Source organism: Gemmatimonadota bacterium (genome assembly GCA_009838845.1).
In the GTDB taxonomy this organism is placed as follows: Bacteria; Latescibacterota; UBA2968; order UBA2968; family UBA2968; genus VXRD01.
On the sequence record VXRD01000115.1, the window covers coordinates 1 to 25,205 of the forward strand.

Genomic DNA, 25,205 nt, shown 5'->3' on the forward strand with positions numbered 1-25,205 from the left:
GCTCGGCCCTGATGGTGCCGCTACGCTTGATCGAAAAGATGCGCTACGGGCGCGCTGTGGCTCGGACGAAGATCGCGCATCCACCGATCTTTATCATTGGACATGCCCGCACGGGCACGACGCACTTGCACTATCTCCTGACACGCGATCCGCAGTTCGCAATCGTCTCGTTGTTCCAATCCATCGCCCCGACATTCTTTCTGATCAGCCGTGGTTGGATCAAGCGTTTCATGGCCAAACAGCTCAATCCAAAACGTCCGCAGGATAATGTCAAACTGGAGATGGACCTGCCCAATGAGGAGGAATTCGCGATTGCCAATTCCTCTGAGCTATCCAACGTTCACTTCCTTACATTCCCATCCAGGGCGACGGAATACTTTGAAAAATATATCTTCCTGAGGGGGCTGACTGAGCGGCAACAGGCGCGCTGGGATGCCGTCATCACGGACATCATTAAAAAAGCCACCCTTGCGGGCGGTGGAAAACAGTTGGTACTCAAAAGCCCCTCCAACACCGGCCGAATTCCCCACCTCCTGCGCCTTTTCCCCAATGCCAGGTTCATTCATATCGCAAGAAATCCCTGCGATGTCTATTACTCGACAAACCATACATTAAGAAAGATGTTTGAGTTGTTCCTGCTGGAGGAGCATCCGGGCGATTTTTCGGACTTCGTCATCACCGAGTACAAGGCTCTAATGGAACAATACCTGAAAGACAGAGCTTTGATCCCTGAAGGCAATCTGGCAGAAGTGAAGTATGAGGACCTCGTAGCTGATCCACTGCGCGAACTGGAACGCATCTACGCGACACTCGGATTGTCCGATTGGGAAAGCGGAGGAAAGCAGGCAGTGATCGAGTACCTGAGCACACTCTCGGACTACCAAAAAAATACATTCGAGCCGGACCCTGACGCTATGGCGCGCATTTCACGGACCTGGCGGTTTGCCTTTGAAGAATGGAATTATGAACTACCAGTAAAGCTATAGACCAGCCTCAATCTATGTGCCAGTTTTAGATGAATTACTCTAAAAATCCCTCGCATTAGCCTCCACCATCACCTCAATAGCTACCAAATGCGCTGCAACGCGCACATTCATCGGCTGTGCTGTCGGGCTTTCTGACGTCACCAGATGCCCTGTATGGCCTCTCTGATACAAAGCGATCGGTATGCCCTCCCCATATTTTCGCCTCGACACCTCCATATTGGGATGAATCACCCCATTGACCGCAATCTCGTCCTCAATCTCGGACTGTTTGTTAATCGGACACACCTGTGCCACCCGCGCCACCATCGCCCGCCCCAGGGATTCTCGGACCCCAAACATCTCGTACAAATAAAACCCCGGACTCTCCCAATCCTCGTGCAAATCGATCACACCTGCAAAAACCCGTCCTTCTACAAACCCCTTCAAAATCTCAATCTCGGGCACATCATCGCGCAAAAACGCCCAATTCACATCCACCTCCTGTGCATTGAGCCGCGCATTGTGAACATAGCTCCACGGGCACAAACACGGAATAACCTCAAAACGCACCCGATCAGCCCAGCGATCCCACTCCCCCTCTAAAAAAGCGAGCGCAGCCTCCACGCCAGCCGGTTCATCGCCGTGCGTCCCCCCATTGATATACACAACAGGCGCGTCTCCCTTGCCAGCAGACACGCGCAAAACCGGCAAACCATCAACCTCCCCCAATATCTGCACATCAACACCAGACACCGCTTCCACGCGCCTGACAACAGCATCGTAATCCCGTTGAACCATCACATATCCCGAAGCGCACCAATCACCCGCGCGTGAATCTCACGGGCACTCACCACCACCCCGCGATTGTCCTCCATCTGAGCAGCAGATACAAAATCCAGCGGCCTGCCAAACATATCGCTCACCTTCCCACCGGCTTCCTCAACAATAAGAGCACCCGCAGCGTGATCCCATATATTCTCGCGATAATCGGGATATTCTGGCGACGGCAGCCTCAAATACAACGCCGCATCGCCGCGTGCCACCGCACCGTATTTCACCTGACTATCCATCCTGAGCGAAGGAGAAACAATCCCAACCGCCCGAGCCACAGCTCCCTGTGCATCGAAATCGCCGTGTGACGACTCCACGCTCTCGGCAAACCGCCACGCAGGATCATCAATCCGAACATCAGCAACATCGCCACCCTCAAGAGACATCGCTCGTGTACCCTCTCCCCTAACAGCCACAAATAACACCCCGCAATCGCCCTCCATCTCCTCCATATCCACAGGCAGAGCCGGACACGCCAGCGCGGCAACCTTCACCTCACCGCAATCGACGAGCGCCAGCGCCACCGCGTATTGATCCCCGCGCAAAAAACCCTTTGTACCATCAATGGGATCGAGTGTCCAGAAACGCTCTGCAACATCCCCATTACCCGCATCAATCCAATCGCAAATTGTACCCTCATCCGCCTGTGCATACGCCCGAACAAACTCGCACACAGTCTTCCGCATCGCCGTTTGCTCTCCACCCCGAAGCACCGACGCATCTTCCTCCGCCACAATCGGATCATTGGGAAAAACCGACTTTAATCGTCTGCACACAAGTGCCTGCGAGCCAAAATCCGCAACCGTCACCGGACTGCGATCCTCCTTCTCCATCGCTCCAACAAGTGATTTTCGCACATCCACACAAAGCCGCGCAGCCTCGCGCACAGCCTCAACAGCGACCTCGCGCTCCCGATCATATCCCATAAACACCCCTATTTCTTTTGCACACCAAAATGATCCATCTCGCCGCGATCAATCCAACCCGGCAATCTAATCTTCTCCGACATCTTCCACGCCGTCAAATAAAGCGAAACCGTAAAGCGCGCAGCCCGCTTTGCTTGCTTCTCTGCAAAAGCGCGCACCGCAGGCTCATTCTTCCAATCCACATCTTTTGGAACGAGATACTGCTCCATAGACAACGCAGACTCAACCTCTCCGTAACTCTCGTGCATCTGTGCCACAATACCCGTCATCAAACTATCCACGGACGCGGCAGTCAAACCCTCGGCAATCTCTTCGGGTCTCAAATCCAAATTCTGAAGCAACCCATCAATCTTCTCGTGAATACGCGTCCTCGACGACTTGCCATCTACCACGCGACCATTCCAGTGAATCGTCAGATTCAGAGGTTGACAAACTTCCTGAGCAAAATGCGCCACATACCCGGCGTATATCAAACACTTATTCTGAATATGTGGATTATCGGGCCACTTGCGAAACTCTGCAAAAGATAGAGCGAGTTGCTCGGTATATTCCGCTGTTACGTAAGGCAACAAACCCACCTGCTCTGGCCTCTTCCCCAACTCTGCACATAGCCTTGCAAACGCGTACCGCGACGCGGGCAAATCCGCCACCTCAAACAACTCCATATTAAAATAATGAACCGGATGACCAGCCTTCTCCAGATGAAGCGTACCGCGATTCTTTGCAACATCCGGATCAACCGCCGCATGAGCCACCATACCTGCGCCAGCCCTGAGAAAAGCAGGCGCATCTGCCGGAAGCGCCTGAACAGCCGCCCGCGTCAAAATACCATGCCCTCGCGGCCACCAGCCCCAGGCGGACGACCCGAATACAAACAGTACCAATAAAACCATACCCAATCGACGCATCGATAATCTCCTTTCTTTTCTACTCCCCATCCCAAACCTCTCGCTTCACATAATCTGCAATCTCCAAACGCTCGGACAATCGCCAGGCAGTCAAATAAAGCCGCGCGGTAAACCGCGTTGCAGCGCGGGCGCGATCTTTTGCAAAGGCGACCACCTCGGCATTCGGTACCCAATTCTCCTCATCATATCTGGGAATATTCGGTCCCATTTCATAAACCCGATCAACCAGTGCAAACCCCTCTTCAAACTCCCGCATAATCTCAGACATCGTGTTTTCAAAAGGCGTCACATCCTGATCGCGCGACAAATCCCCTGGCTCCATCTTCAAAAACTGCACCAGGCCATCCACCTTCAGGTGAATACCCCTCTGCAACTTTTCGCCCCCCTCCTGCACGCGTCCATCATAGTGAATCGTCAAATGCAAAGGCTGGCACATATCCTCGGCATAGTGCGCGAGAAAACCCGCATAAATCAGGCACTTACTCTGAATATGCGGATTATCGGGCCACTTGCGAAACTCTGCAAAAGCCACCGCCAGCCGCTCTGTCCACTCATTCACCGCATAAGGCACAAAACCCATCTTCTCGGGCGACACCCCATGCTCATAACACAACTTCACAAACGCATAGCGACTCTCGGGCAACGCCTCCACATCGAGCATCTCGCGATCCAAAAAATGCTCGGGATACTCTGCGCCTCGCACCTGCGGCGTACCCCGGTTCTTACCCATATCGGGATCAATACTCAAATGCGCCACCGTCTTTGCCCCCTGCCTGAAAAACGCGGGAACCTCATCGGGCAAAGCCGCCACAGCGGACAAAGTCAGAATATGATGCCCCTCCAGCAACCAGCCTCGAGCAGGAGAACACACCCCTGCGAGGAGTAAAACGGCAATAGCAAATCGTTTGATCATCAATACCTCCTGGAGTCACACATAAAGAAAGACAGCGGAGAAACTCAGAAAGTTTCTCCGCTATCTAAAATGGCGGGAATGTGTGGGAATCGAACCCACCAAGCGTGGGGTTAGCACGCAACAACGGGTTTGAAGCCCGCGGGGGACACCAGTTCCCCATCCACTCCCAATCACGCTCGTACCTCAATCTCACCGGGATGTTCTGAAACCACCTCGCCAATATCTCGAGCCATCACACCACGCTCAATTAATGCCCCAAGAAAAGCATCAGCCACATCGGGCGCAAGTGCAATTAACAGGCCACCAGAAGTCTGCGGATCAAAAAACAAACGCCTCAAAGCCTCGTCAACATCATCGGCAAATCTCACCGCATGCCCTCGCGCCGCCCGATTGCGCCGCAAACCACCGCCCTCGCGCCCCTCTGCAATCTGCAAAGCCAGATCAAAACGCGGCACATCAGAAGCCCGAATGCAAAACCCGACGCCACTCGCCTGCGCCATCTCCAACCCGTGACCGAGCAACCCAAACCCCGTAATATCCGTACACCCATGCGCTTTATATGCAACCATCTCCTCGGCTGCAATGCGATTCAACTGCACCATAGAATCTACGGCAATCTGCAAAGCATCTTCATCGATCTCGCCATTTTGATAGGCATCCGACATCAAACCCGTACCCAGCGGCTTGGTCAAAATGAGACGATCGCCCTCCCGGGCACCTGCATTGGTCTTCACATCATCTGGATGCACAACCCCCGTCACAGACAACCCGAACTTGGGCTCCACATCCTCCACAGAATGTCCACCCACCAAAACCGCGCCAGACTCCGCCACCTTCTCCTGTGCCCCTCTTAAAACCTCGGCAATCACCTCTGGGGCGACATCATCACTCGGAAACCCGCAAATATTCAGCGCAGTAATCGGGCGCCCCCCCATCGCATACACATCGCTCAGCGAATTGGCTGCCGCAATCTGTCCATACGCATTCGGATCATCGACAATAGGCGTAAAAAAATCCACCGTCTGAATAAGCGCCACATCCTCAGAAATCCGAAACACCCCGGCATCATCAGCCGTATTCATCCCCACCATCAAATCGGGATGCGCCACAGGCGGCAACTTTTTTAAAATCACATCCAGCACCGCTGGATCGAGTTTCGATGCTCAACCACCGCAACTGACGAGCTGCGTCAATCTTCTACCGCGATACTTCATTTTTTCAACTCCTCATCTTCTCTCGCCATCTGTTCCTTTTGCCAGCGATAATCGACCTTGCCATCGTAAAACATCCCGGGATTCTCTATCGCCCACAACTGCTTTCGAATCAACCAATTCTTGGGATCCAGAACATACGCGCGCTTTAACTCTGCAATCGCGTCTTCCCGCTTCCCCTGTTTTAGCAACGCGATAGCGCGCTGAAATTTCGCATCGGCCTCCTGCTCATCCGCAGTCAGCGCGCGGGGTTTCGCACCCTTATCCCCATCGCGCCATGCGCCAGGAATAGCCCCTGTTGTTATCCACTCGACCAATTCTCCGCGCAGAGTTCCCTTGTCAATATTAACACTACCAACACTGCGGACAAGCCGTCCTTCTTCATCCACAAAAATCCCAACCGGCACGAATTTGACATTATACGCTTTGCCAATCGCATTGTGCTGATCCAGCAATGCGCGATATGTGCCACCGGCCTTTTCAACCCAGGGTTTGGCAACCTCGGCACCCTGGGCATCCTGAGCAATAACCACCACCTCAACCTGCTCACCGTACTCCTGATAAAACGCTTGCCATCCAGGCAACTGAGCGCGGCACCCTCACCAGGACGCCCACATAAAAAACGCCGTCTTCTTCCCGCGAAAATCACTCGAAGAAATCAGTTCCCCAGTGTACAAATCCGGCAGTGTAAACACAGGCGGCGCGTGCCCAATACCCAGACCCACAGCAGTGTCATTCGGCACTTCTTCACCAAACAGGGTATGAGCCGCCCCACTCATCACCAGGACCAATACAAATACTATTTTTTTCATCTCGTATCCAATCTAACAGAATTTGAACAATGTGCAACACGCAAGCCCGTATTCATCTCGTATCCGAACCCGTGAACATCAAACCGCTCGGCAATCATCTCACCGAGCGGCTTGAAATGCAACACGTATTGTATTCCACTAACCGTACAGATGCGCCACATAATCCCCATACCCATTGTACATTCGGGTCGGCACGCGATCCATCGTCCCGATCAACCGCTCCGTTGCCTGAGACCAGCGCGGGTGTGGCACATTGGGATTTACATTAGACCAAAAATCGTACTCAGCAGGCGCCACCTTGTTCCAGAACGTCGGAGGTTGCCGTTTGGTGAACTCGATCTTCACAATGGACTTAATACTCTTATATCCGTATTTCCACGGCGTAACCAACCGAATGGGTGCCCCGTGCTGTTTGGGCAACGCATGACCGTAAATACCCGTCGTGAGCAACGTCAGTTCATTCGTCGCCTCTTCCATTGTCAAGCCCTCAAAATAAGGCCACGGATACCAGGACTGCGTCTTGATGCCCGGTGCCTGATCCGGACGATTGAACGTCACCATCCGCACGTATTTTGCCGACGACGTGGGCTGTACATAATCGATCAACGCCTTCATTGGAAACCCCGTCCACGGCACCGTCATCGCCCATGCTTCCACGCACCGAAACCGATACACGCGCTCTTCCAGCGCGAACCGCTTGAGCAAATCATCCAGGTCATACGTCCCGGCCTTCTCCACATAACCCGAAATCTCAATCTCCCAGGGGCGCACCTCAAACTTATCCGTCAACTCGTGGACCTTGCCCTTATTCGTGGTAAACTCGTAAAAATTATTGTACCGCGCGGCAACCTTCTCCTCCGTCAATTCCCGCTCCACCGTGTACTTTTCATTGCGCTTTGCCGGATACAAACCCGGCAGCGACGGGGGAACTTCCACCTCAAACTCATCTTCTGCCATCGCGCAACCCGCACCAATCACCGCACTCGCGCCCGCAACACCTATAGCCTGCATAAAGCGCCGACGATTCAGGTAAATGTCTTCAGGCGTAACCTCACCTTCGGACAACTGCCAGCCTTTGGGAATATGGATAAAAGCCATCGCATGCCTCCATTTTTTTTTACGGAGAATTACCGCTGATCCATCGCCACATAATCGCGTTTATCTGATCCGGTATAAATCTGGCGCGGACGGGCGATCTTCTGTTCGCTATCCCCCAGCATCTCTTTCCACTGCGCCAGCCAGCCGCACGACCGTCCCACTGCAAATAACACCGTCATCATCCGCGTGGGCAATCCAATCGCCTGATAAATAATACCCGAATAAAAATCCACATTGGGATACAACTGACGCGAAATAAAATACTCCTCCTGCAGGGCAATCCGCTCCAACTCCAGCGCAATATCAATCAGGGGATTTTTACCCGTCACCTCAAACACACTATACGCGGTCTCTTTGACAATCGCCGCCCTGGGATCGTAATTCTTGTAAACCCGATGCCCAAACCCCTGCAACACCACCTCTTTGTTCTCCACCCGTTCGATATAAGCCGGCACCTTATCCACAGAGCCGATCTCATTGAGCATATTGAGCACGGCTTCATTCGCGCCCCCGTGTGCCGGACCGTAAAGCGCCGCTGCTGCACCGGCCATAGATGAATACGGATCTGCCCCTCCACTGGCAATACCCCGCATGATACTGGTAGATAAATTCTGACCGTGATCGGCGTGCAAAATGAGCAACACTTCCAGCGCGCGCTCGAGCACCGGATCAGCCCGGTACGCCTCCCCCTCTGCCCCAAACAACATATTCAAAAAATTGCCGTAAAACCCCAACCCGGGATCTGACGACACATAAGGCGAGCCAGCACTGCGGCGATGCACCGCAGCACCTATGGTCGCAACATTGCCGATCAACCGACAAATATGACGAATCTGTGCCTCTTCGGTTCCAAAATCTCCCTCATCGTCGTAAAAAACCGACAGTGCCCCCAGCGCACCCACCAGCATACCCATCGTATGAGACCCTTTGGGAAAACCATCGATAAAAGACAAAATATCGTCTGAAATCACCGTTTGAGAATTTACCTGCTCGGAAAATCCATCCAATTGATCGCGGCTGGGCAACTCGCCATAAACCAGCAAATAAGCCACTTCGAGATAAGAAGACGCCGCCACCAACTGCTCAATGGGATACCCGCGATAGCGCAAAATCCCCTTCGCCCCATCGATATACGTAACCGCACTGCTGCAAGACGCCGTATTGACATACGACGGGTCGTATCCCAACAGGCCAAAATCATTATCCGAACCCTTGATTTGGTTCAAATCTGCCGAACGCACATGGGCACCGTCCTCAGAATACGTGCCATAAGTAATAGGTAAATCATACTTTTTATCTGTCCGATTATCAATAACTTTAAGTGAATCCTTGCTCATCACAAGCCCCTTTCTCATAATCCACCCATTTGGAGGAGAATTGTTCTGCTATTGCGCTATAACCTGATAAACTCTACGCGAAATGCTCTCATCTGCAGGATCGGACGCCACAGAAACCGCATCAAAAACGCGCTGCAATGCCCGTTCATAAGATGCCCCACCCCCACAAATCGCAAGTGCCCCGCCCACCCGAAGTCGCATTTGCAACACGCGCAACATCGACAAACTGTAAGCCTGACGATTCCCTGCTCGCGCCACCTGATCTGGCCCAACATCAATATGCATCGCAATACCGTGATAATTGCGCGGAGAACCCTGCACATAAGAACAAAAATCGCCCACAATAAGCTCGACTCGTGCGTCATTCAGCAAATCGGCATTGGTCAAAAAGGTGCGATTCCATTCTACAATTTGCGGTTCAATTTCCACCACACAAACGGACTGCACAGCCCTGTGCTTCAGCACCTGCCGCAACGTCACGCCCAATCCAAGCCCACCGATCAACACATCGGCATATCTCTGACCTGGAGAAATGCCAGATAGCGCGAGATCGGCAAGTGCGATCTCCAAATTGGAACTGCTACTCGCAATCACACACCCATTTATAGAAAGCACATGATGCACCTGCTCGTCAACCGTCACCGCGTCAAGCCGAAAATTTCCATTTTGCGTCTGGACCGATGCCACATGACCTGACGTACTATCGCTCTGCATTCATCGCGCCTTTTTTTCTAAAAAACCAATTTGAGCCAGTGTTACAATATAACGGAGATTCCAAAATTTTCAAACACATTTGGTCGGAAAACGGGATCATTACCCACTTGATTTTTCAAACGCGAATCCCTTTATTGACGCACCGCCCAACAGGAATACATTTATGAGTCAACACATCGGCAACATTGAAATCATTGCAACACACATCCCCCGGGGGCATTATCGCTCAGTGCTCTTTGATTTTGACGGCACATTGTCGCTCATTCGCCAGGGCTGGCGCGAAATCATGATCCCCATGATGGTCGAAGTACTCTCCGAACTCAACACCGGCGAAACCGAAGCGGAACACCGCGTTCTGGTCACCGAATTTATCGACCGCCTCACCGGCAAACAAACCATCTACCAGATGATTCAGCTCTGTGAAGAAATCCAAAAACGCGGTGGCACACCAGACGATCCGCTCGCCTACAAACAGCGTTTTCACGACCTGCTCAACGCCCACATAGACCATCGCATTCGCGGCCTCGAAACCGGCGAAATTGATCCCAATGACCTCATGCTACCCCATACCCGCGCACTGCTCGACAATCTATCCAACCGCGGCCTGGTACTTTATTTAGCCAGCGGCACCGACCTCGTCTTTGTCCGCCGCGAAGTCGAATTACTGGGCCTTACGACCTACTTTGAAGACCGCGTCTTTGGCGCATTGGACCAGCACGAAAATTTTTCCAAAGCCATGGTCATTCAGAACATGCTCAAAACCCACGCCATAGACGGCTCCGAACTCCTCGGTTTTGGCGATGGATACGTCGAAATCGAAAACGTAAAAGCTGTGGGCGGCACCGCAGTCGGCGTTGCATCAGACGAAGTCAAACGCAAAGGCATCAACGCCTGGAAACGAAACCGCCTCATCGAAGTCGGTGCAGATATCATCATCCCGGAATACCGCGAGCAAAAAACCCTCATCGCGTATCTGTGTGATTAACCACCCTAAAGGAGTTAACATGAAAATCACCAAACTCGAAACCTTTCTCGTCAAACCGCGCTGGCTCTTTCTCAAAATGCACACAGACGAGGGCCTCATTGGCCTTGGCGAACCCATCCTCGAAGGACGCGCCCGTACCTGCGCTCAAGCCGTAGCAGAACTCGAACCCTATCTCATCGGCAAAGACCCCCGTCGCGTGGTGCATCACTGGCAGGCCATGTATCGCCATGCATTTTATCGCGGCGGACCCATTCTCACCAGCGCTCTATCGGGGGTCGAACAAGCACTTTGGGACCTCGCCGGAAAAGCCGCAGACATGCCCGTCTATGAAATGCTCGGCGGGCCCCTGCGCGACCGCATAAAAATGTACAAAGGCACGGGAGGAGGAGGCACACCCGAACAGGCTGCTGCCGCAGTAAAAGAACGCAAAAAGCAGGGATTTATCGCCATAAAGACCGGACCGGCCAAAATTCGCCCGGCGCGCATTGTCGAATCCCCGGCCTTTATCGATCACGCCGTCGAAACATTTGCCGCCATGCGCGAAGCGGGCGGGCCGGACTTTGACATCGCCATCGACTTTCACGGCGCCATATCACCGCAAACCGCCGCCATACTCATCAAAGCACTGGAACCCTATCAGCCGATGTTTGTCGAAGAACCCATCCAGTGTCAAGACATAGAAGGCATGGCAGAACTCGCACGCAAAACCCACTTGCCCATCGCAACAGGCGAACGCATCTTCACCAAATGGGGCTTCCGCGACCTCCTCGAAAAACGCGCCTGTTCCATCATACAGCCCGACCTGTCACACGCTGGCGGCATCTTCGAGACCCGTCTGATCGCAGGCATGGCAGAATCCTATTACGCAGCCGTTGCCCCGCACTGTCCGCTCGGCCCCATTTCATTAGCCGCCTGCATCCAGCTCGACGCCAGCATACCCAACTTTCTCGCGCAAGAACACACCATGTTTGGCGAAGACTATCTCAAAGAACCGTTCCAATTCAAAGACGGCTACGTCGAATTGCCCAAAGGTCCCGGCCTTGGCATTGAACTGGACGACGACAAAATGGAAGACAAAATTGGCCACGACTGGACCAATCAAAGATCCCTTCATCCCGATGACGGATCGGTCGTTGATTGGTAAAATAGTTTCTTAAGGAGACCGCATGTCACAACTCACCGGAAAAGTCGCGCTCGTCACCGGCAGTGGGCGGGGTATTGGTCGCGCTATTGCCATCGCCTTTGCCACAGAGGGAGCCGACCTCATACTCGCCGCACGCACCGCAGAACAACTCGACGCCGTTGCCGAAGAAATTCGCGCCCTCGGTCGCAAAGTTCTGTCCGTACCCACCGATGTCACCAACCGCCAGAGCGTAGATGCATTGGCAGAAAAAGTCCGCGGAAAATTTGACCGCCTGGACATCCTCGTCAACAACGCGGGCGGCGGCATAGAGCGCAACAGTATCCTCGACAGCAATCCCGATGTCTGGATCGAAGACGTCACGGTAAACTGCATCAGCGCCTACCTCGTCTCGCACGCCCTGCTACCCCTCATGATTGACTCCGGCGGTGGCAGAGTCATCAACGTGGGATCGGGCATGGGCCACCGCCCCACAGCGAGCAATTCTGCGTATCACGTTGGCAAAGCCGGCATGTGGATGTTCACCCAATGTCTATCAGAAGAAGTCTGGGAACACAATATCACAGTCAACGAACTCATCCCCGGGCCGGTAGCCACACATCTTACCGGCGGTCGCATGAGAGTGGGCGGTCCACCACCCTTCGCCCCCAGCGAAGTCGTCAAAGCACCCGAAGACGTCGTCCCACTCGCGCTCTTCTTAGCCACCCAACCCGACGGGGGACCGACCGCTCAAACCTTCAGCCTGACCCGTCGCCCGATTTAACCTCATCCCAAAAGGAACAACTATGTCAAAAAAAATCATCGCCTATGGCATGGACGGATTCATCACCCCCATGATGAAATACTTTGCCGACGAAGGCGTTATCCCAACTTTTAAACGCCTGCTCGACGAGGGCGCAGTCAACGAAACCTTCCCCTCCTTCCCGGTCTGGACACCCACCAACTGGGCAACCCTCTCCACTGGCGCGCACACCGGCACCCACAGCGTCACGCGCTGGCGCGTCGAAGTAGGTCCCGGCGAACGCATCAACTCTTTTCACGGCCGCGCCAACAATGCCCAGCGCCTGTGGAACGCCCTCGAACGCGAAGGCCTCAAAGGCGTTGCCCTGCACTATCCGGCAGCGCATCCATCAGGCGTGGAAAAAGGGTATGTAATCGACGGATTTGGTCACCCCGGACACGCCAGCACCGACTATGAAATCGCCGCCGCACAGGCTTATACCACCGCCGAGCACGTCGAAGAAATCGTACAAATGGACCACGACGGCACAGCCGTGCGCCGGAGACAGCGAAGCATAGAACCCATCCCCGCACTATCGCCTGCGGATGGCTGGACCAATCTTCCACAAAGCGCTGCCCCGCCCCTCGCTTCCACCATTGAAATCCACGCGCGCCTCGGTGGCGACATCAACCGCTTTCACCTGCTCGTCTTCGCCAGTGCCAACAGCGGATACGACACCCTGCGCGTCTGCCGATCCCAAAATGGCAGCGACCACATCGCCGAAACCAGCACGGGATCGTGGAGCAACTGGGCCATCGAACCCTTCTCCATAGAAGGCCGCGACCAACGCGCCTCTGTGCGCTTCAAACTTCTCGAACTCGAACCCGATGGCTCTCATCTCAAGCTCTACCGCTCTCAGATCACATATAGCGACGGCTTCACATATCCGGATGACCTCGCCGACGAACTCATCCAGCGATTTGGCCCCTATCAAGAACACGCCTCAATGACCCCTTACACATCTGGCATGACCGACTATGACACCGCCCTTGAAGAATGCGAATATCAGGGCCTCTGGTTTGCCGATGTCGCCAATTACATGCTCCACGAAAAAGATGCCAGTTTCTTTATCTGTCACTGGCACCTCTACGACTACATCAACCACATTCACCTCGACGGCGTCGATCCGGTTTGCCCGGCTTACGATCCCGACAAAGCCGACGACGTCATGCACCTCTTCCGCAAAGCCTATATCGTTGGCGACAAAATTTTAAAACGCATGTGGGATGCCGCCGATGACACCACATACGTCGGCGTGCTTTCCGATCACGGCGCATCGCCAGATGTGCGCATCGCCAATATCCGAAAATTCCTGCACGACACAGGATTCACCGTCCTGAAAGAAGACGCCAGCGACGGCGTCGAGCGCGATGAAGTCCTCGAAAGAGAAATCGACTTTGAAAAAACCCGCGCCTACCTCAAAGACGACAAGGGATTCGACATCTGGATCAACGCCGAACCCGGTCCCAAATTCGACGAAATCGAACGCGATGTCCTCCTCGCCCTTCGCACCTGGGTCGATGAAGAAATCGGCCGCAATGTCGTTGCCATCGCCCTGCCCAGACGCGACGCGTACATACTCGGGCAATGGGGCGACCAGTGCGGCGATGTCATTTTCGCATGGGATCACGGATTCGTCAGCGGCTACTACGGCCAGTGGAAAGGCATTGTGGGCGGCGGCTGCGTGGGCGCACCCGAAGTCTTCGGCGCACACCACGGCGGCTTCATCCCCACATGCAGCGACATCTCATCGAGCTTTGGTTCTTTTTTCCTATCGGGTCCCGGCATCAAAAAAGGCTACGAACGCCCCACCGACAAACTCGGCTACATCCACGCCGCAGACGTCGTCCCCACGCTTTGCCACATCTTCGGCATCGCCCCACCGGACCAGAGCCAGGGTGCGGTTGCCTACGATATTTTGGAAGGTCATGAGATGGTGCGGGAACGACCTGAATAAAGAGAACATGACACAACAATTTGCTCTTATTCTTTTCGCCTATCTGACGATTACATCCTGTACCTCCACGAAGGGTGCAACCGAGGCTGAGTTCAGCTTTACTTTTCAAAGTGATGCCGAAGGCTGGACAGCCGGATTTGCCGACCTTCCCGCCAACTTCGAGCCATCGATCTACGAACTCGACTCCGGTTATCGCCCTCTGCCACCAGGTCTCGAAGGCAATGGTCTCTACATACAGGGACACAATCGCAGCGACGACCTTTTCATGTTTTTCAAGAGGCGGATTGACAGGCTCAAGGCAGATGCGACCTACGCGGTATTCGCGTCCCTCGACCTGGCGACCAATGTTCCGCCCAACTTAGTTGGTATCGGTGGCTCTCCCGGCGAGAGCGTGTACGTAAAAGCGGGCGCATCTACCGTTGAACCCGTAGCAGAGGGGGCAAACCTCAGACTGAACATCGACAAGGGAAACCAGTCCAACGGCGGCGCGTCCATGGTCGTTCTGGGAAACGTCGCCCATCCCGAGGTTGTCGGCAGAGAGTTTCGGCTCAAGTCTCTTGACAATGCCGACAATCCAGTGCATGTCACCACTGATAGCAAGGGCGGGCTCTGGCTGATCGTCGGTACCGACTCTGGCTTTGAGGGACTGAGCACATTCTACTACGCCCGCATTGCTTACACACTCAAAATAATGGAATCCTCTAACTCGGGAGCTTCACTTCTCGGGCCGGGTAACGGGGGTATGGATTAGGTTTGCGCGGGCACTCAATACCGAATTATACATAATACCAACATCCTGGCAATAGGCGAAAAACTCGCCTCCTTCGACGAGAGAATGAAAACTATTTGACATTTTATCTTAAAGTGCACACATTATGTGTACACTTTAAGGAGGAATTATGAAAGCATCTATTCTCGACTTAAGACGACGCATGAAAGATGTCTTGCTCGCACTTGACCGCAACGAAACGGTCACCATTTTTTATCGAGGCAAGGAAAAAGCCATCCTGTCTCCCACCCGAAAGCAAACAAACAAATCTGTAAAAGACCATGAAGCTTTTGGGATGTGGCGAGACAGAAAAGATATGGCAGATGTCGATGCTTACGTCCGCAATATGAGAAAAGGCCGCTTGAATGATTTTTGATACCGATGTTGTGATATGGGTGTTCAGAGGCCATGAAGGGGCTGCAAAACTCGTTGAAAGTATCGATGATCGTCAGATATCAATTGTTACGTATATGGAATTTATCCAGGGTGCGAGAAATCGGCAGGAATTAAAAAAGATCAAGGATTTTCTCACTGATCACGCCTTTCAGACCCTACCTCTCACTGAAAATATCGGACATAGAGCATCTGTATATATGGAAGAATATACCCTTAAGACAGCACTGTATATGGCAGATGCGTTGATTGCAGCAACAGCTATTGAACACCATTTAACCCTTTGTACAGCCAATAGAAAACACTACCGCCAAATCAACGAACTCAATCTAAAAATATTTCGTCCTTGACCTCTGACGACCATCTTTAAACTGCTACCGACAACATCGGAACCCGATCCCCTTCCCCTGCCACCTGGGATTGAGACGTCCGCGCTCCTGCACCCGCACGGCTGGTGCGCCATTTACCCAACTGCCGCCGCGCATCACGCGCAAGCCCCCGCTCTCTGGTCCCTGGGGATTTTCCCGCGGACTATTGCGATAATAATCCACGCGGTGCCAATCCGCCACCCACTCCCACACATTACCCGACAAATCCGCCACCTCAAAAGGACTCACACCATTGGGAAAACTACCCACAGTCGAGGGCTTGCCCACATGCCCATTAAAATTCAACCGCGTCGGATCGGGATCCTCATTGCCCCAGGGATAAATACGTCCATCGCCACCCGCGGCCTTTTCCCACTCCGCCTCGGAACACAACCGCTTACCTGCCCACGCGCAAAAATCCTGTGCATCAAACCAGGTCACACCAACCACTGGTTGCCGCGCGGCATTAAACCCCACAGAATCGGCACACGCCGAAGGATCGCGTCCTGTCGTCGCAACGAATAATCTGTAATCCGCGTTCACCACCTCAAAGCGATCAATCCAGAAAGCATTCAGAAATACCACATGCTCGGGACCTTCATCCCGCCCAAACTCATTGGTACCCATCACAAATTCGCCCGCTGGAATTTCGACCATCTCCTCAACCAACTCGTCCTCAGATTCTGGCTGAACGGGATAATCATCGCCACAATTAGCTATCAGCCCCATCCCAATGAGCACGCACAAAAATTTCAAAACATCGCTCATCTCAGCCTCCTGATGAGACCGCTAAAACAGCGGCATCCGAAAGAGGTTGTTTGTTCTCAAAATCGCGTGTATTTTTGCGTCTGAAATCTGGATAAACAGTAGTCCATTGGAGAAAGCATGAACAAAGTCACCACATATTATCTCGAAATGAAATCGCCTTCATCGCTCAACGAAAAAACAGAATCGAACGGACTGCAAGTACATGAATGCGAAATCAAACAATATCAATTTAACAAATTTCTATATCAATTCATAGGCGGACCCTGGGATTGGACGAACAAACTCTCCTGGTCAGATGAACAATGGAAAGCGCACGTAGAAAACGACAACCTGAGAACATGGCTTGCCCAGTACAAAGGCGCGCCCGCAGGATACTATGAACTCCACAAGCAAGACGATGGCAACGTCGAAATCCTCTATTTTGGTCTGGCCACCAAATTCATCGGACAGGGCTTTGGAGGTTATCTCTTATCTCATGCAATAAAATCCGCCTGGAAATGGGGAAAAACAAAAAGAGTATGGGTGCATACCTGCACCCTTGACCATCCACATGCACTGCAAAATTACAAAACACGGGGCATGGAAGTCTATCACATAGAGACTGCTGACCATGAGTAGTGACACCAAAACCTTCTGGATCGCGGCTCAAAACCCTGCCGCGATGACAAACGGGAGCCTGTCCCGTAGTGCCTTTATACGGGAACCGTCCCCTACAACACGCGAACAAACCAAGGAGAACCCATGAGACTACAAAACAAAAACATCGTCGTAACGGGTGGTGCATCGGGCATAGGGCAGGCGGCAGCGCGATGCTGTGCCCGGGAAGGCGCGCGCGTAGCCGTCGTAGATCTGGACGGAGCGGGGGTGGACCGCACAGTTAGAGAAATCGAAAACGCGGGCGGGAATGCAGCGGGATATCACGCAGACATAAAAGAAGAAACTCAGGTACGCGCACTCTTTGAAAACATCGGCAATGCCCTTGGACACATCGACGGCTTAATCAACGCCGCTGGCATCCTCGAAGGCGCGCTCGTCCCGGTCGATGAATTTGATGAATTTACCTGGGACAGAGTCATAGACATCAATCTGAAAGGCAGCTTTCTCGCCTCAAAATACACCGTACCCTTAATGGAAAAAGCCAACAAAGGCGTCATCGTACTCATCGCCTCTGGCGCGGGCGTCAGAGGTGGCAGCTCATCCGTCGCCTATGGCTCCAGCAAAGGCGGTGTCCACGGCCTCTCCCTCGTATTGGCAACCCAACTTTCCAACCGCAACATCCGCGTCCACGGCGTATGCCCGGGCGGTATCGAAACACCACTCAAAATGCGCGTCGTACAAAAACAAGCCGACGCCGCGGGGCGCGACATCTCAAAAATGGCAGCCGGACTCGGCGACCCCGAAGGCGTGGGAAAAATATTGTCCTTCCTCGTATCTGACGAAGCCGATTATCTTCGCGGCAGCATCTTCACGCGATAGGAGACCAGACCATGCGCTTAGGTGTTGTTGGCCTCTTGCCCAGGGATTTTCGCACCCTGCAATCGCCACATCTTCAAACCATCCAAAACCTCGGATTCACCGGCGGAGCCTTTCACTTTCCCGCAGAACTCTGCGAAGAAATCACAACCGCCGACACAGACCGGTGCCGCGCACTTTTTGCCGAACACAACCTCGACCTCGCACAATTCTCCATCACATACCCCGAATGCCTCTTTGATCCCGATCCAGAAATCCGAAACGCAATCATCCACAAAATGAAAAAAGGCACAGAAATCGCCGCAGGCCTATCCGCACAAACCTATCTCCTGCGCCCGGGCAGCCGCAACCCCGCCGGAAGCTGGACGCCCCATCGCCAAAACCACACACCAGAAGCATGGGATCGCCTCATTGAAACCCTGCGAGAAATCGCCCCCACCCTCGAACAAAACGGCGTCACAGTCGTCATGGAAACCCACCTCGTCTCCATCCTCAAAAACCCGGAAACCTGCCGTAAAATGGTCAAAAACGTCGGATCGCCCAACCTGCGCCTGGTCATGGACTACGTCAACCACTTTGAAACCTTAAGCCAGGTCTATGCCAGCACTGACCGCCTGGACCACATCTTTTCCCAAATGGGCGCTTATTCCCCGGTCATGCACATCAAAGACATCGCCATCGGCAAGGGACTTGTGGTCCACCTCGACGAAACCGTACCTGGCAATGGCGAACTCGACCTCGCCCACTGCTTCCGGCATTTTCAGAACCACCACCCCAACAACTACGGCCTCATCGAACACCTCAAACCCGACCTCATACCCGAAGCCGCAGCCAACACCCGCGCCATCGCCACCCGTGCCGGTGTTCCGATAACATAAAAAACGGCGTCCAATCAAAAGATCGGACGCCGCAAAAACCATTCAATTCGGAGAAATCCAGCGTTTTTTCCACTCTCGCATCATGTGAAAATACTGTTGCACCTTATGATAACGGCGCAAAATCTCTATCACCTTCAACCGCAAAACATCTTTCTGTTCCATAACGCCTCCTCTCAAGTACTCCTATCTCCTTCCCGATACCGATCTAAAATCCCCAGCAATTCCTCTGCCACCTCCGACTCTTCACAGAATAAATTATACTGCTCCTCCGGATCGGATACCATATCGTAAAGCTGCATCGGCGGCGCATCTTCTGGCACATCTGCCTCCCGCAAACTCCAGCCCCCCGACCCGCGACAAGTCACCAGCTTCCATTGATCTTTGCGAATCGCAAACTCCCCGCTAATCGAATGATGCACCGTCGCCTCCCGAATCGTATCCTCCTGATCGCCTCGCATATACGGCAAAATATCATAACTATCCTCACCCGCATCCCCTGGCAACTCCACATCGCAAATGCCGGCAACAGTCGCCAGCAAATCCGTCAAACACACCGTCTTATCACAACGCGACCCCGGCTCAATCACCCCCGGCCACGAAGCGATAAACGGAATGCGATGCCCGCCATCCCACGCATCGGACTTCTGCCCCCGATAAATATAATTCCCCAAATGATCGTACTTCTCCTTCAACCCTATCGGCTCTTCGTGACAGCCATTGTCACTCGTCACAATAATCAGCGTATCATCTCCCAACCCACTGCGCTTCACCGCCGACAAAATGCGTCCAACACTCCAATCGTGCTCCGTCACATAATCCCCGTATTCCCCCGCCTGACTTCGCCCTGCAAATCGCCCCCGCGCAAAATGCGGCGTATGCGGCGAAGGCGCGGGAAAATACAAAAAGAACGGCTTATCCCCATTCTCCTTCGCGTGCTGATTGATAAACCCCTCGGCGCGAATCGTCAACTCCAGCAAACACGTATCATGCATAAACCCCGGCGCACACGCACCCCCGCGCCAAAATTCTGGCCTCGGCGAATCCGCAGTCTCCTCAACCGGCTGCTCCACCACCACCCCATCTTCAATATAACAATACGGAGCCATATCCAGCGACGCCGGAATAATAAACGAATAATCAAAACCCACCGTATGGGGTCCGTCCGTCAACGGCGCGGAAAAATCCACCGTCTCTCCATTCATCCTCTCCGCCCCATCTCGTACCTGCCAGCCCAACCCCAAATGCCACTTGCCCACACACGCCGTCGTATAACCCTCATCGCGCAACAGCGATGGCACAGTCATCCGCCCATCTTCAATCAACGGCTCGGAATACCCATTCAAAACCCCGCGCTTCAACCGCGACCGCCAGCAATAACGCCCCGTCATCACCCCGTAGCGCGTGGGCGTACACACCGCAGAATTGCTATGTGCATCCGCAAAAATCATCCCCTCAGACGCGAGTTGATCCGTATGCGGCGTTGGAATCTTCGAATCGGGATTCAAACAACTCACATCTCCATATCCCCAGTCATCTGCCAAAAGGTAGATAATATTTGGCTTGCGCATCATACAAACTCCCTTCATCATGTCTATTCAAAAGCCACAAAAATCATGATCACCATAATACACCCATCCACACCATGACACAACCTCATTTTCTCCAAACACTCCAGCGCCACACATCCAATCCACTGTTGACCATCGAAGACATCACCTGGGACTACAAAAAAAAGCGATCCATCATGTTTCCCAGCGTCATCGACATGAGCGACAAACTGGACAACTCCATTGATCGCTACTACATGTATCTCGCCTCACACGGCGGCAGAGAAATCGGCTTTGCAACCGCGCCAACGCTCGAAGGCCCCTGGACAATGCAAAAAGAAGCCGTCCTCCACATCGACAATTGCCCCGCCGTCAAGGGTCACCTCAGCTCGCCCGAAATCATTTATTACAACAACCGCTTCATCCTCTACTACCACGGCGGCTGTCCGCCAGAAGTCCTCGAAGAACAAAACCGCCGAATGCCCACCCACTATTATCGCCGCATTCAAAACTCAGGCGCCGCCACCTCAACCGACGGCATCCACTTCGACATACACCCCGACCCCCTCCTCCTCCCCATCACCACACCCGATCACTGGCGTGCGGCCACCAACATGTATCTGCGCGTCGTGCCCACAGAAAACGGATGCCACGGCTTCTTCATGACCATGAGCCGAGAAGAAGCGGATTACAATAATGAAACCAAAAAACTTCCCAAAGAACAACGGAGAGGTCGCCCCCATCCCACAAGCATCGGCCATGCCTATTCGCCCGACGGATTAGATTGGACCCTCGACGAAACCGGTGCCATCCTCACCGCCGAAGAAATATATGGGGAACACCAGCGCATTCGCCATATTGGATGCACGCTCATCGACGACACACACATCCTGGCGACCTATTCTTGCTTTGCCAACATCAATGCAACCTTTGAAAGCATCTTCGCTGCCACATTACAAATCAACGGCCAGGCAGTACGCCCTGTTCACAAACACGGCACAATCCTAACACCCCAGGGAGAATGGGAAAAGCAAAATGTGCGCGATCCTTTTCCCATATTTCACGATAAAAAACTCTATCTCTATTACGCCGGTGGCGGAGAAAAAGGCATTGGACTGGCAATCAGCGCGTGATTGTTTTCTGAACGCAAAAACATCATTTCTTTTATTGTGTATAATACGAGGTCTTCATGCCCAACAAACCAAACATCCTCTGGATCTGCACCGACCAGCAGCGCTTTGACACCCTCGGCTGTTATGGCAACCCCTATGTACATACCCCCAACCTGGACCGCCTCGCCGAACAAAGTGTCCTCTTCGAAACCGCCTTCTCGCAAAGTCCCGTCTGCACGCCCAGCCGATCCAGCTTTCTCACCGGACGCTACCCGCGCACCACGCGCTGCCGACAAAACGGCCAATCCATACCCGGCGACGAAATCCCCGTCACCAAACTACTCCACGACGCCGGATACGTATGTGGCCTATCCGGCAAACTCCACATCTCGGTCTGCAACCCCAGCGCGTGCCACGGCACAGAACGCCGCATAGACGACGGCTATGACCAGTTCTTCTGGTCGCACGACCCCGCCCCCAGATGGCCCACCAATGACTATCACCAGTGGTTGCACGACAAAGGTCTAAAACGCGATGTCCAACCCTTCCCCGACTCCCGATACGTACAGACACTCCCCTCTGAAGAACACAGCCAGACCACCTACTGCATCCAGCGCGCCATCACCTTCATCCGCCGATGCGCTGAAGAAGGCATGCCCTGGACCTTCTCCCTCAACCCCTTTGACCCGCATCACGCCTTTGATCCCCCGCGCGAAGACCTCGAACGCTACCGCGATATAATCGACGACATACCCCTGCCCAACTACACCGAAGGCGAACTCCACGACAAACCCATCTGGCAACGCATTGATCACGGCGGCTCTTACGGCGGCAAAGGCATGTATGCGTACGACCAAATGAACGACACCGATCACCGTTGGGTCACCGCGGCGTATTGGGCTATGGTCGATGTCATCGACCGGCAGATCGGACACCTGCTCGACTGCCTTGAAGAAACCGGTCAACGCGACAACACATACATCATCTTCACCTCTGACCACGGCGAAATGCTAGGCGACCACGGCATCTACCTCAAAGGTCCCTTCTTCTACGAACCCGCTGTGCGCGTCCCCCTCCTCATCTCAGGACCGGGCCTTCGCAACGACGGCTCGCGATCATCTGCACTCGTCGAACTCGTTGACCTCGCGCCCACCATCCTCGAATGGGTCGGCCTCGACCGCCATCCCGCCATGCAGGGCCGCACGCTCCAACCCATCCTGAAAGGTGACGCGCCCCTCAACCAGCACCGCGACGACATCTACTGCGAATATTACAACGCCATGCAGGGCCACAAAAATCCGCCAGCCCATGCCACCATGGTCCGCACCGACCGCTACAAACTCGTCGCCGCACACGGCACTGGCGGAGGCGAACTCTACGACCTCGAAACCGACCCCACTGAAACGCACAACCAGTGGAACAACCCCAACTACACCACCGTGCGCCTCGACCTCATGACCCGCCTTGCCGACCGCATGGCCTGGACCGTTGATCCCCTGCCCCCGAGAGAAGCGGGATTTTAATAAGGAGCATTGCATGTCCGAAACACAACCGCGCCCCGAACACCCCCGTCCGCAATTTCAGCGCAACACATGGTTGAACCTCAACGGCACCTGGAACTTCGCCATAGACTCTGGAAAATCCGGCGAAGCCAAAGGCTGGCCCCAAAATCCCGCTGAATTAGACCGCGCCATCACCGTCCCCTTCTGTCCTGAATCCAGCCTCTCGGGCATACAAAATACGGACTTCATGCCCTCGGTCTGGTATCACAGAACCCTCGACATCCCCGACGAATGGACGGACAAGCGCGTACTCCTGCACTTCGGCGCGGTCGATTACCACTGCAAAGCCTGGGTCAACGGTCGGCTCATCGGACAGCATTACGGCGGCAGTTCATCCTTCACATTTGACATCACAGACGCGCTCACGTCTGGCGCGAACAACCTCGTCGTCTGCGCCAATGACGACACGCGCTCTGGCGACCAGCCATCGGGCAAACAATGCCCCGACCTCTATTCCCGCGGCTGCCACTACACGCGCATCACGGGAATATGGCAAACCGTCTGGCTCGAAGCCGTACCCGAATCGCGCATCGAAACGGTACGCATCGTACCCGACCTCGACAGCAGCCGCTTTGTACTCACCCCCACATTCAAAAACGCGCATCGCGGACACAGCTTTCGCGCCGTCCTCCTCAACGGCAAAGAAGAAGTCGCGGTCTCCACCATGCCCGCCACGAGCGGCACTGCCATGTCCTTGCGCATCAAAAACCCGCAACCCTGGTCGCCAGACAACCCCCATCTCTACGACCTCCGCTTTGAACTCCGCGACGGCGACACCACCATCGACACAGCCAACAGCTATGCCGGCCTGCGAAAATTTCACATCGAAGGGCACAAATTCTACCTCAACAACACCCCCATCTTCCTGCGCCTTGTACTGGACCAGGGATTCTATCCCGACGGAATATGGACTGCCCCATCCGACGAAATGCTCAAAGGCGACATCGAAAAATCGCTCGCAGTAGGCTTCAACGGCGCGCGCCTGCACCAGAAAGTATTCGAAGAACGCTTTCACTACTGGGCCGACAAACTCGGATATCTCACCTGGGGCGAATACTGCGACTGGGGCATGAACTTCGGCTCACCCCAATCTATTCACAACCAGCAGCGCGAATGGCGAGAAATTGTCCAGCGAGACCTCAACCACCCCTCCATCCTCGCGTGGACCCCATACAACGAAACCCGGAGAGGCGCGACCAACCACTTTGAAGCGCATCGCCGGGCCGTACAGGAAACCTACGACCTCACCAGAGCACTCGATCCCTCACGCCCCTGCCACGACACCAGCGGCTACGTACACGTCTGCACAGACATCTACACCGTACACGACTACGAACAGGACCCCGTCAAATTCCAGGCAACTTATGCCGCTGTATCCCCTAACGACTGGAAAAACACACCCATCCGCTTCCCCGAATTGAATGTGCCCTATCAGGGACAACCCTATGTCGTCGATGAATACGGCGGCACATGGTGGGACCCCAATGCCGTCGAAACAGAACAGGACGCAGACCGCAAAAGCAGCTGGGGCTATGGCAAGCGCCCCACCGACATCGAAGAAGTGTATCACCGCATCGAAAAACTCACAGCCATACTCCTCAACCACCCCAACATCGCGGGGTATTGCTACACACAACTCACCGACATCGAACAAGAACAAAACGGCATCTACACCTATGACCGCCGGGAAAAATTCGACGCAAAACGCCTGAAAAAATACTTCGGCGCCCCCGCGGCGATAGAAGAGGAGTAATCC

26 protein-coding genes and 1 tRNA gene are annotated in these 25,205 nt (G+C 53.9%); 14 read left to right on the forward strand and 13 right to left on the reverse strand.

All coding sequences use genetic code 11. From position 1 onward, the window contains the following. Positions 1-986 (forward strand): sulfotransferase (locus tag F4Y39_14915; protein ID MYC15010.1); only part of this gene is annotated, 986 nt, incomplete at its 5' end. Positions 987-1,025: 39 nt separating this feature from the next. Here F4Y39_14915 and F4Y39_14920 read toward each other — a convergent pair. The 11 genes from F4Y39_14920 to F4Y39_14970 all read right to left on the reverse strand — a co-directional run bounded on the left by F4Y39_14920 (position 1,026) and on the right by F4Y39_14970 (position 9,715). Continuing rightward, the gene (locus F4Y39_14920) at positions 1,026-1,763 is read right to left on the reverse strand and encodes a M14 family metallocarboxypeptidase (protein ID MYC15011.1); all 738 of its coding nucleotides are present in this window, start codon (positions 1,761-1,763) and stop codon (positions 1,026-1,028) included. Beyond that, positions 1,763-2,722 (reverse strand): 3'(2'),5'-bisphosphate nucleotidase, encoded by a 960-nt coding sequence (locus tag F4Y39_14925; protein MYC15012.1) that lies wholly within the window; start codon positions 2,720-2,722, stop codon positions 1,763-1,765. The genes F4Y39_14920 and F4Y39_14925 overlap by 1 nt, the downstream gene beginning before the upstream one ends. 8 nt (positions 2,723-2,730) lie before the next feature. Further along, positions 2,731-3,630 (reverse strand): hypothetical protein, encoded by a 900-nt coding sequence (locus F4Y39_14930; GenBank protein MYC15013.1) that lies wholly within the window; start codon positions 3,628-3,630, stop codon positions 2,731-2,733. Between the two features lie 19 nt (positions 3,631-3,649). Continuing rightward, positions 3,650-4,543: a hypothetical protein gene (locus F4Y39_14935; GenBank protein ID MYC15014.1), complete on the reverse strand. Its 894-nt coding sequence runs from the start codon at positions 4,541-4,543 to the stop codon at positions 3,650-3,652. Between the two features lie 70 nt (positions 4,544-4,613). After that, positions 4,614-4,711: transfer RNA gene (locus tag F4Y39_14940), tRNA-Sec, on the reverse strand. 2 nt (positions 4,712-4,713) lie between these two features. Then, complete coding sequence (gene selD, locus F4Y39_14945) at positions 4,714-5,685, reverse strand: selenide, water dikinase SelD (protein ID MYC15015.1); 972 nt, start codon at positions 5,683-5,685, stop codon at positions 4,714-4,716. 68 nt (positions 5,686-5,753) lie between these two features. Further along, positions 5,754-6,338 carry a redoxin domain-containing protein gene (locus tag F4Y39_14950; protein MYC15016.1) on the reverse strand — a complete coding sequence of 195 codons (585 nt, stop codon included), beginning with the start codon at positions 6,336-6,338 and terminating at the stop codon, positions 5,754-5,756. A 15-nt stretch (positions 6,339-6,353) separates the two neighbouring features. Continuing rightward, the gene (locus tag F4Y39_14955; protein MYC15017.1) at positions 6,354-6,566 is read right to left on the reverse strand and encodes a hypothetical protein; all 213 of its coding nucleotides are present in this window, start codon (positions 6,564-6,566) and stop codon (positions 6,354-6,356) included. A 138-nt stretch (positions 6,567-6,704) separates the two neighbouring features. Further along, complete coding sequence (gene msrP, locus F4Y39_14960) at positions 6,705-7,664, reverse strand: protein-methionine-sulfoxide reductase catalytic subunit MsrP (GenBank protein ID MYC15018.1); 960 nt, start codon at positions 7,662-7,664, stop codon at positions 6,705-6,707. A gap of 29 nt (positions 7,665-7,693) precedes the next feature. Next, positions 7,694-9,001 (reverse strand): citrate synthase, encoded by a 1,308-nt coding sequence (locus F4Y39_14965; protein ID MYC15019.1) that lies wholly within the window; start codon positions 8,999-9,001, stop codon positions 7,694-7,696. A 48-nt stretch (positions 9,002-9,049) separates the two neighbouring features. Further along, the gene (locus tag F4Y39_14970; protein MYC15020.1) at positions 9,050-9,715 is read right to left on the reverse strand and encodes a hypothetical protein; all 666 of its coding nucleotides are present in this window, start codon (positions 9,713-9,715) and stop codon (positions 9,050-9,052) included. A gap of 163 nt (positions 9,716-9,878) precedes the next feature. Here F4Y39_14970 and F4Y39_14975 point away from each other — a divergent pair, with 163 nt between their 5' ends. The 7 genes from F4Y39_14975 to F4Y39_15005 all read left to right on the forward strand — a co-directional run bounded on the left by F4Y39_14975 (position 9,879) and on the right by F4Y39_15005 (position 16,091). Continuing rightward, on the forward strand, positions 9,879-10,700 hold the full coding sequence (locus F4Y39_14975; protein MYC15021.1) for an HAD family hydrolase: 822 nt from the start codon (positions 9,879-9,881) through the stop codon (positions 10,698-10,700). Positions 10,701-10,719: 19 nt separating this feature from the next. Then, positions 10,720-11,844 carry a galactonate dehydratase gene (dgoD, locus tag F4Y39_14980; protein MYC15022.1) on the forward strand — a complete coding sequence of 375 codons (1,125 nt, stop codon included), beginning with the start codon at positions 10,720-10,722 and terminating at the stop codon, positions 11,842-11,844. 22 nt (positions 11,845-11,866) lie between these two features. After that, positions 11,867-12,604 (forward strand): SDR family oxidoreductase, encoded by a 738-nt coding sequence (locus tag F4Y39_14985; protein MYC15023.1) that lies wholly within the window; start codon positions 11,867-11,869, stop codon positions 12,602-12,604. Positions 12,605-12,626: 22 nt separating this feature from the next. Next, complete coding sequence (locus F4Y39_14990) at positions 12,627-14,579, forward strand: hypothetical protein (protein ID MYC15024.1); 1,953 nt, start codon at positions 12,627-12,629, stop codon at positions 14,577-14,579. Positions 14,580-14,586: 7 nt separating this feature from the next. Next, positions 14,587-15,330: a PEP-CTERM sorting domain-containing protein gene (locus F4Y39_14995; protein ID MYC15025.1), complete on the forward strand. Its 744-nt coding sequence runs from the start codon at positions 14,587-14,589 to the stop codon at positions 15,328-15,330. Positions 15,331-15,478: 148 nt separating this feature from the next. Next, the gene (locus F4Y39_15000; protein ID MYC15026.1) at positions 15,479-15,724 is read left to right on the forward strand and encodes a type II toxin-antitoxin system Phd/YefM family antitoxin; all 246 of its coding nucleotides are present in this window, start codon (positions 15,479-15,481) and stop codon (positions 15,722-15,724) included. Continuing rightward, the gene (locus tag F4Y39_15005; protein MYC15027.1) at positions 15,714-16,091 is read left to right on the forward strand and encodes a type II toxin-antitoxin system VapC family toxin; all 378 of its coding nucleotides are present in this window, start codon (positions 15,714-15,716) and stop codon (positions 16,089-16,091) included. The genes F4Y39_15000 and F4Y39_15005 overlap by 11 nt, the downstream gene beginning before the upstream one ends. A gap of 24 nt (positions 16,092-16,115) precedes the next feature. On the opposite strand, the gene F4Y39_15010 is transcribed toward F4Y39_15005, so the two are convergent. Beyond that, complete coding sequence (locus F4Y39_15010) at positions 16,116-16,877, reverse strand: formylglycine-generating enzyme family protein (GenBank protein ID MYC15028.1); 762 nt, start codon at positions 16,875-16,877, stop codon at positions 16,116-16,118. Positions 16,878-16,994: 117 nt separating this feature from the next. Here F4Y39_15010 and F4Y39_15015 point away from each other — a divergent pair, with 117 nt between their 5' ends. The 3 genes from F4Y39_15015 to F4Y39_15025 all read left to right on the forward strand — a co-directional run bounded on the left by F4Y39_15015 (position 16,995) and on the right by F4Y39_15025 (position 19,228). After that, positions 16,995-17,495: a GNAT family N-acetyltransferase gene (locus F4Y39_15015; GenBank protein ID MYC15029.1), complete on the forward strand. Its 501-nt coding sequence runs from the start codon at positions 16,995-16,997 to the stop codon at positions 17,493-17,495. 123 nt (positions 17,496-17,618) lie between these two features. Further along, entirely contained in the window at positions 17,619-18,353 is a 735-nt protein-coding gene (locus tag F4Y39_15020; GenBank protein ID MYC15030.1) for an SDR family oxidoreductase, read from the forward strand. A gap of 11 nt (positions 18,354-18,364) precedes the next feature. Next, a complete protein-coding gene (locus F4Y39_15025) occupies positions 18,365-19,228 on the forward strand; it encodes a sugar phosphate isomerase/epimerase (GenBank protein MYC15031.1) in 864 nt (287 codons plus the stop codon). A 173-nt stretch (positions 19,229-19,401) separates the two neighbouring features. Here F4Y39_15025 and F4Y39_15030 read toward each other — a convergent pair whose 3' ends face one another. Continuing rightward, a complete protein-coding gene (locus F4Y39_15030; protein MYC15032.1) occupies positions 19,402-20,817 on the reverse strand; it encodes an arylsulfatase in 1,416 nt (471 codons plus the stop codon). Between the two features lie 53 nt (positions 20,818-20,870). Between F4Y39_15030 and F4Y39_15035 the strand changes: the two genes are divergently transcribed. Genes F4Y39_15035 through F4Y39_15045 form a run of 3 tightly spaced genes read left to right on the forward strand, consistent with a single transcriptional unit; the run spans position 20,871 to position 25,202 of the window. Beyond that, positions 20,871-21,908 carry a hypothetical protein gene (locus tag F4Y39_15035; protein ID MYC15033.1) on the forward strand — a complete coding sequence of 346 codons (1,038 nt, stop codon included), beginning with the start codon at positions 20,871-20,873 and terminating at the stop codon, positions 21,906-21,908. Positions 21,909-21,964: 56 nt separating this feature from the next. Further along, positions 21,965-23,410, forward strand: coding sequence for a sulfatase-like hydrolase/transferase (locus F4Y39_15040; GenBank protein ID MYC15034.1), 1,446 nt, complete (start codon positions 21,965-21,967; stop codon positions 23,408-23,410). A gap of 13 nt (positions 23,411-23,423) precedes the next feature. Beyond that, positions 23,424-25,202, forward strand: coding sequence for a beta-glucuronidase (locus F4Y39_15045; protein ID MYC15035.1), 1,779 nt, complete (start codon positions 23,424-23,426; stop codon positions 25,200-25,202). Positions 25,203-25,205: the final 3 nt, after the last annotated feature.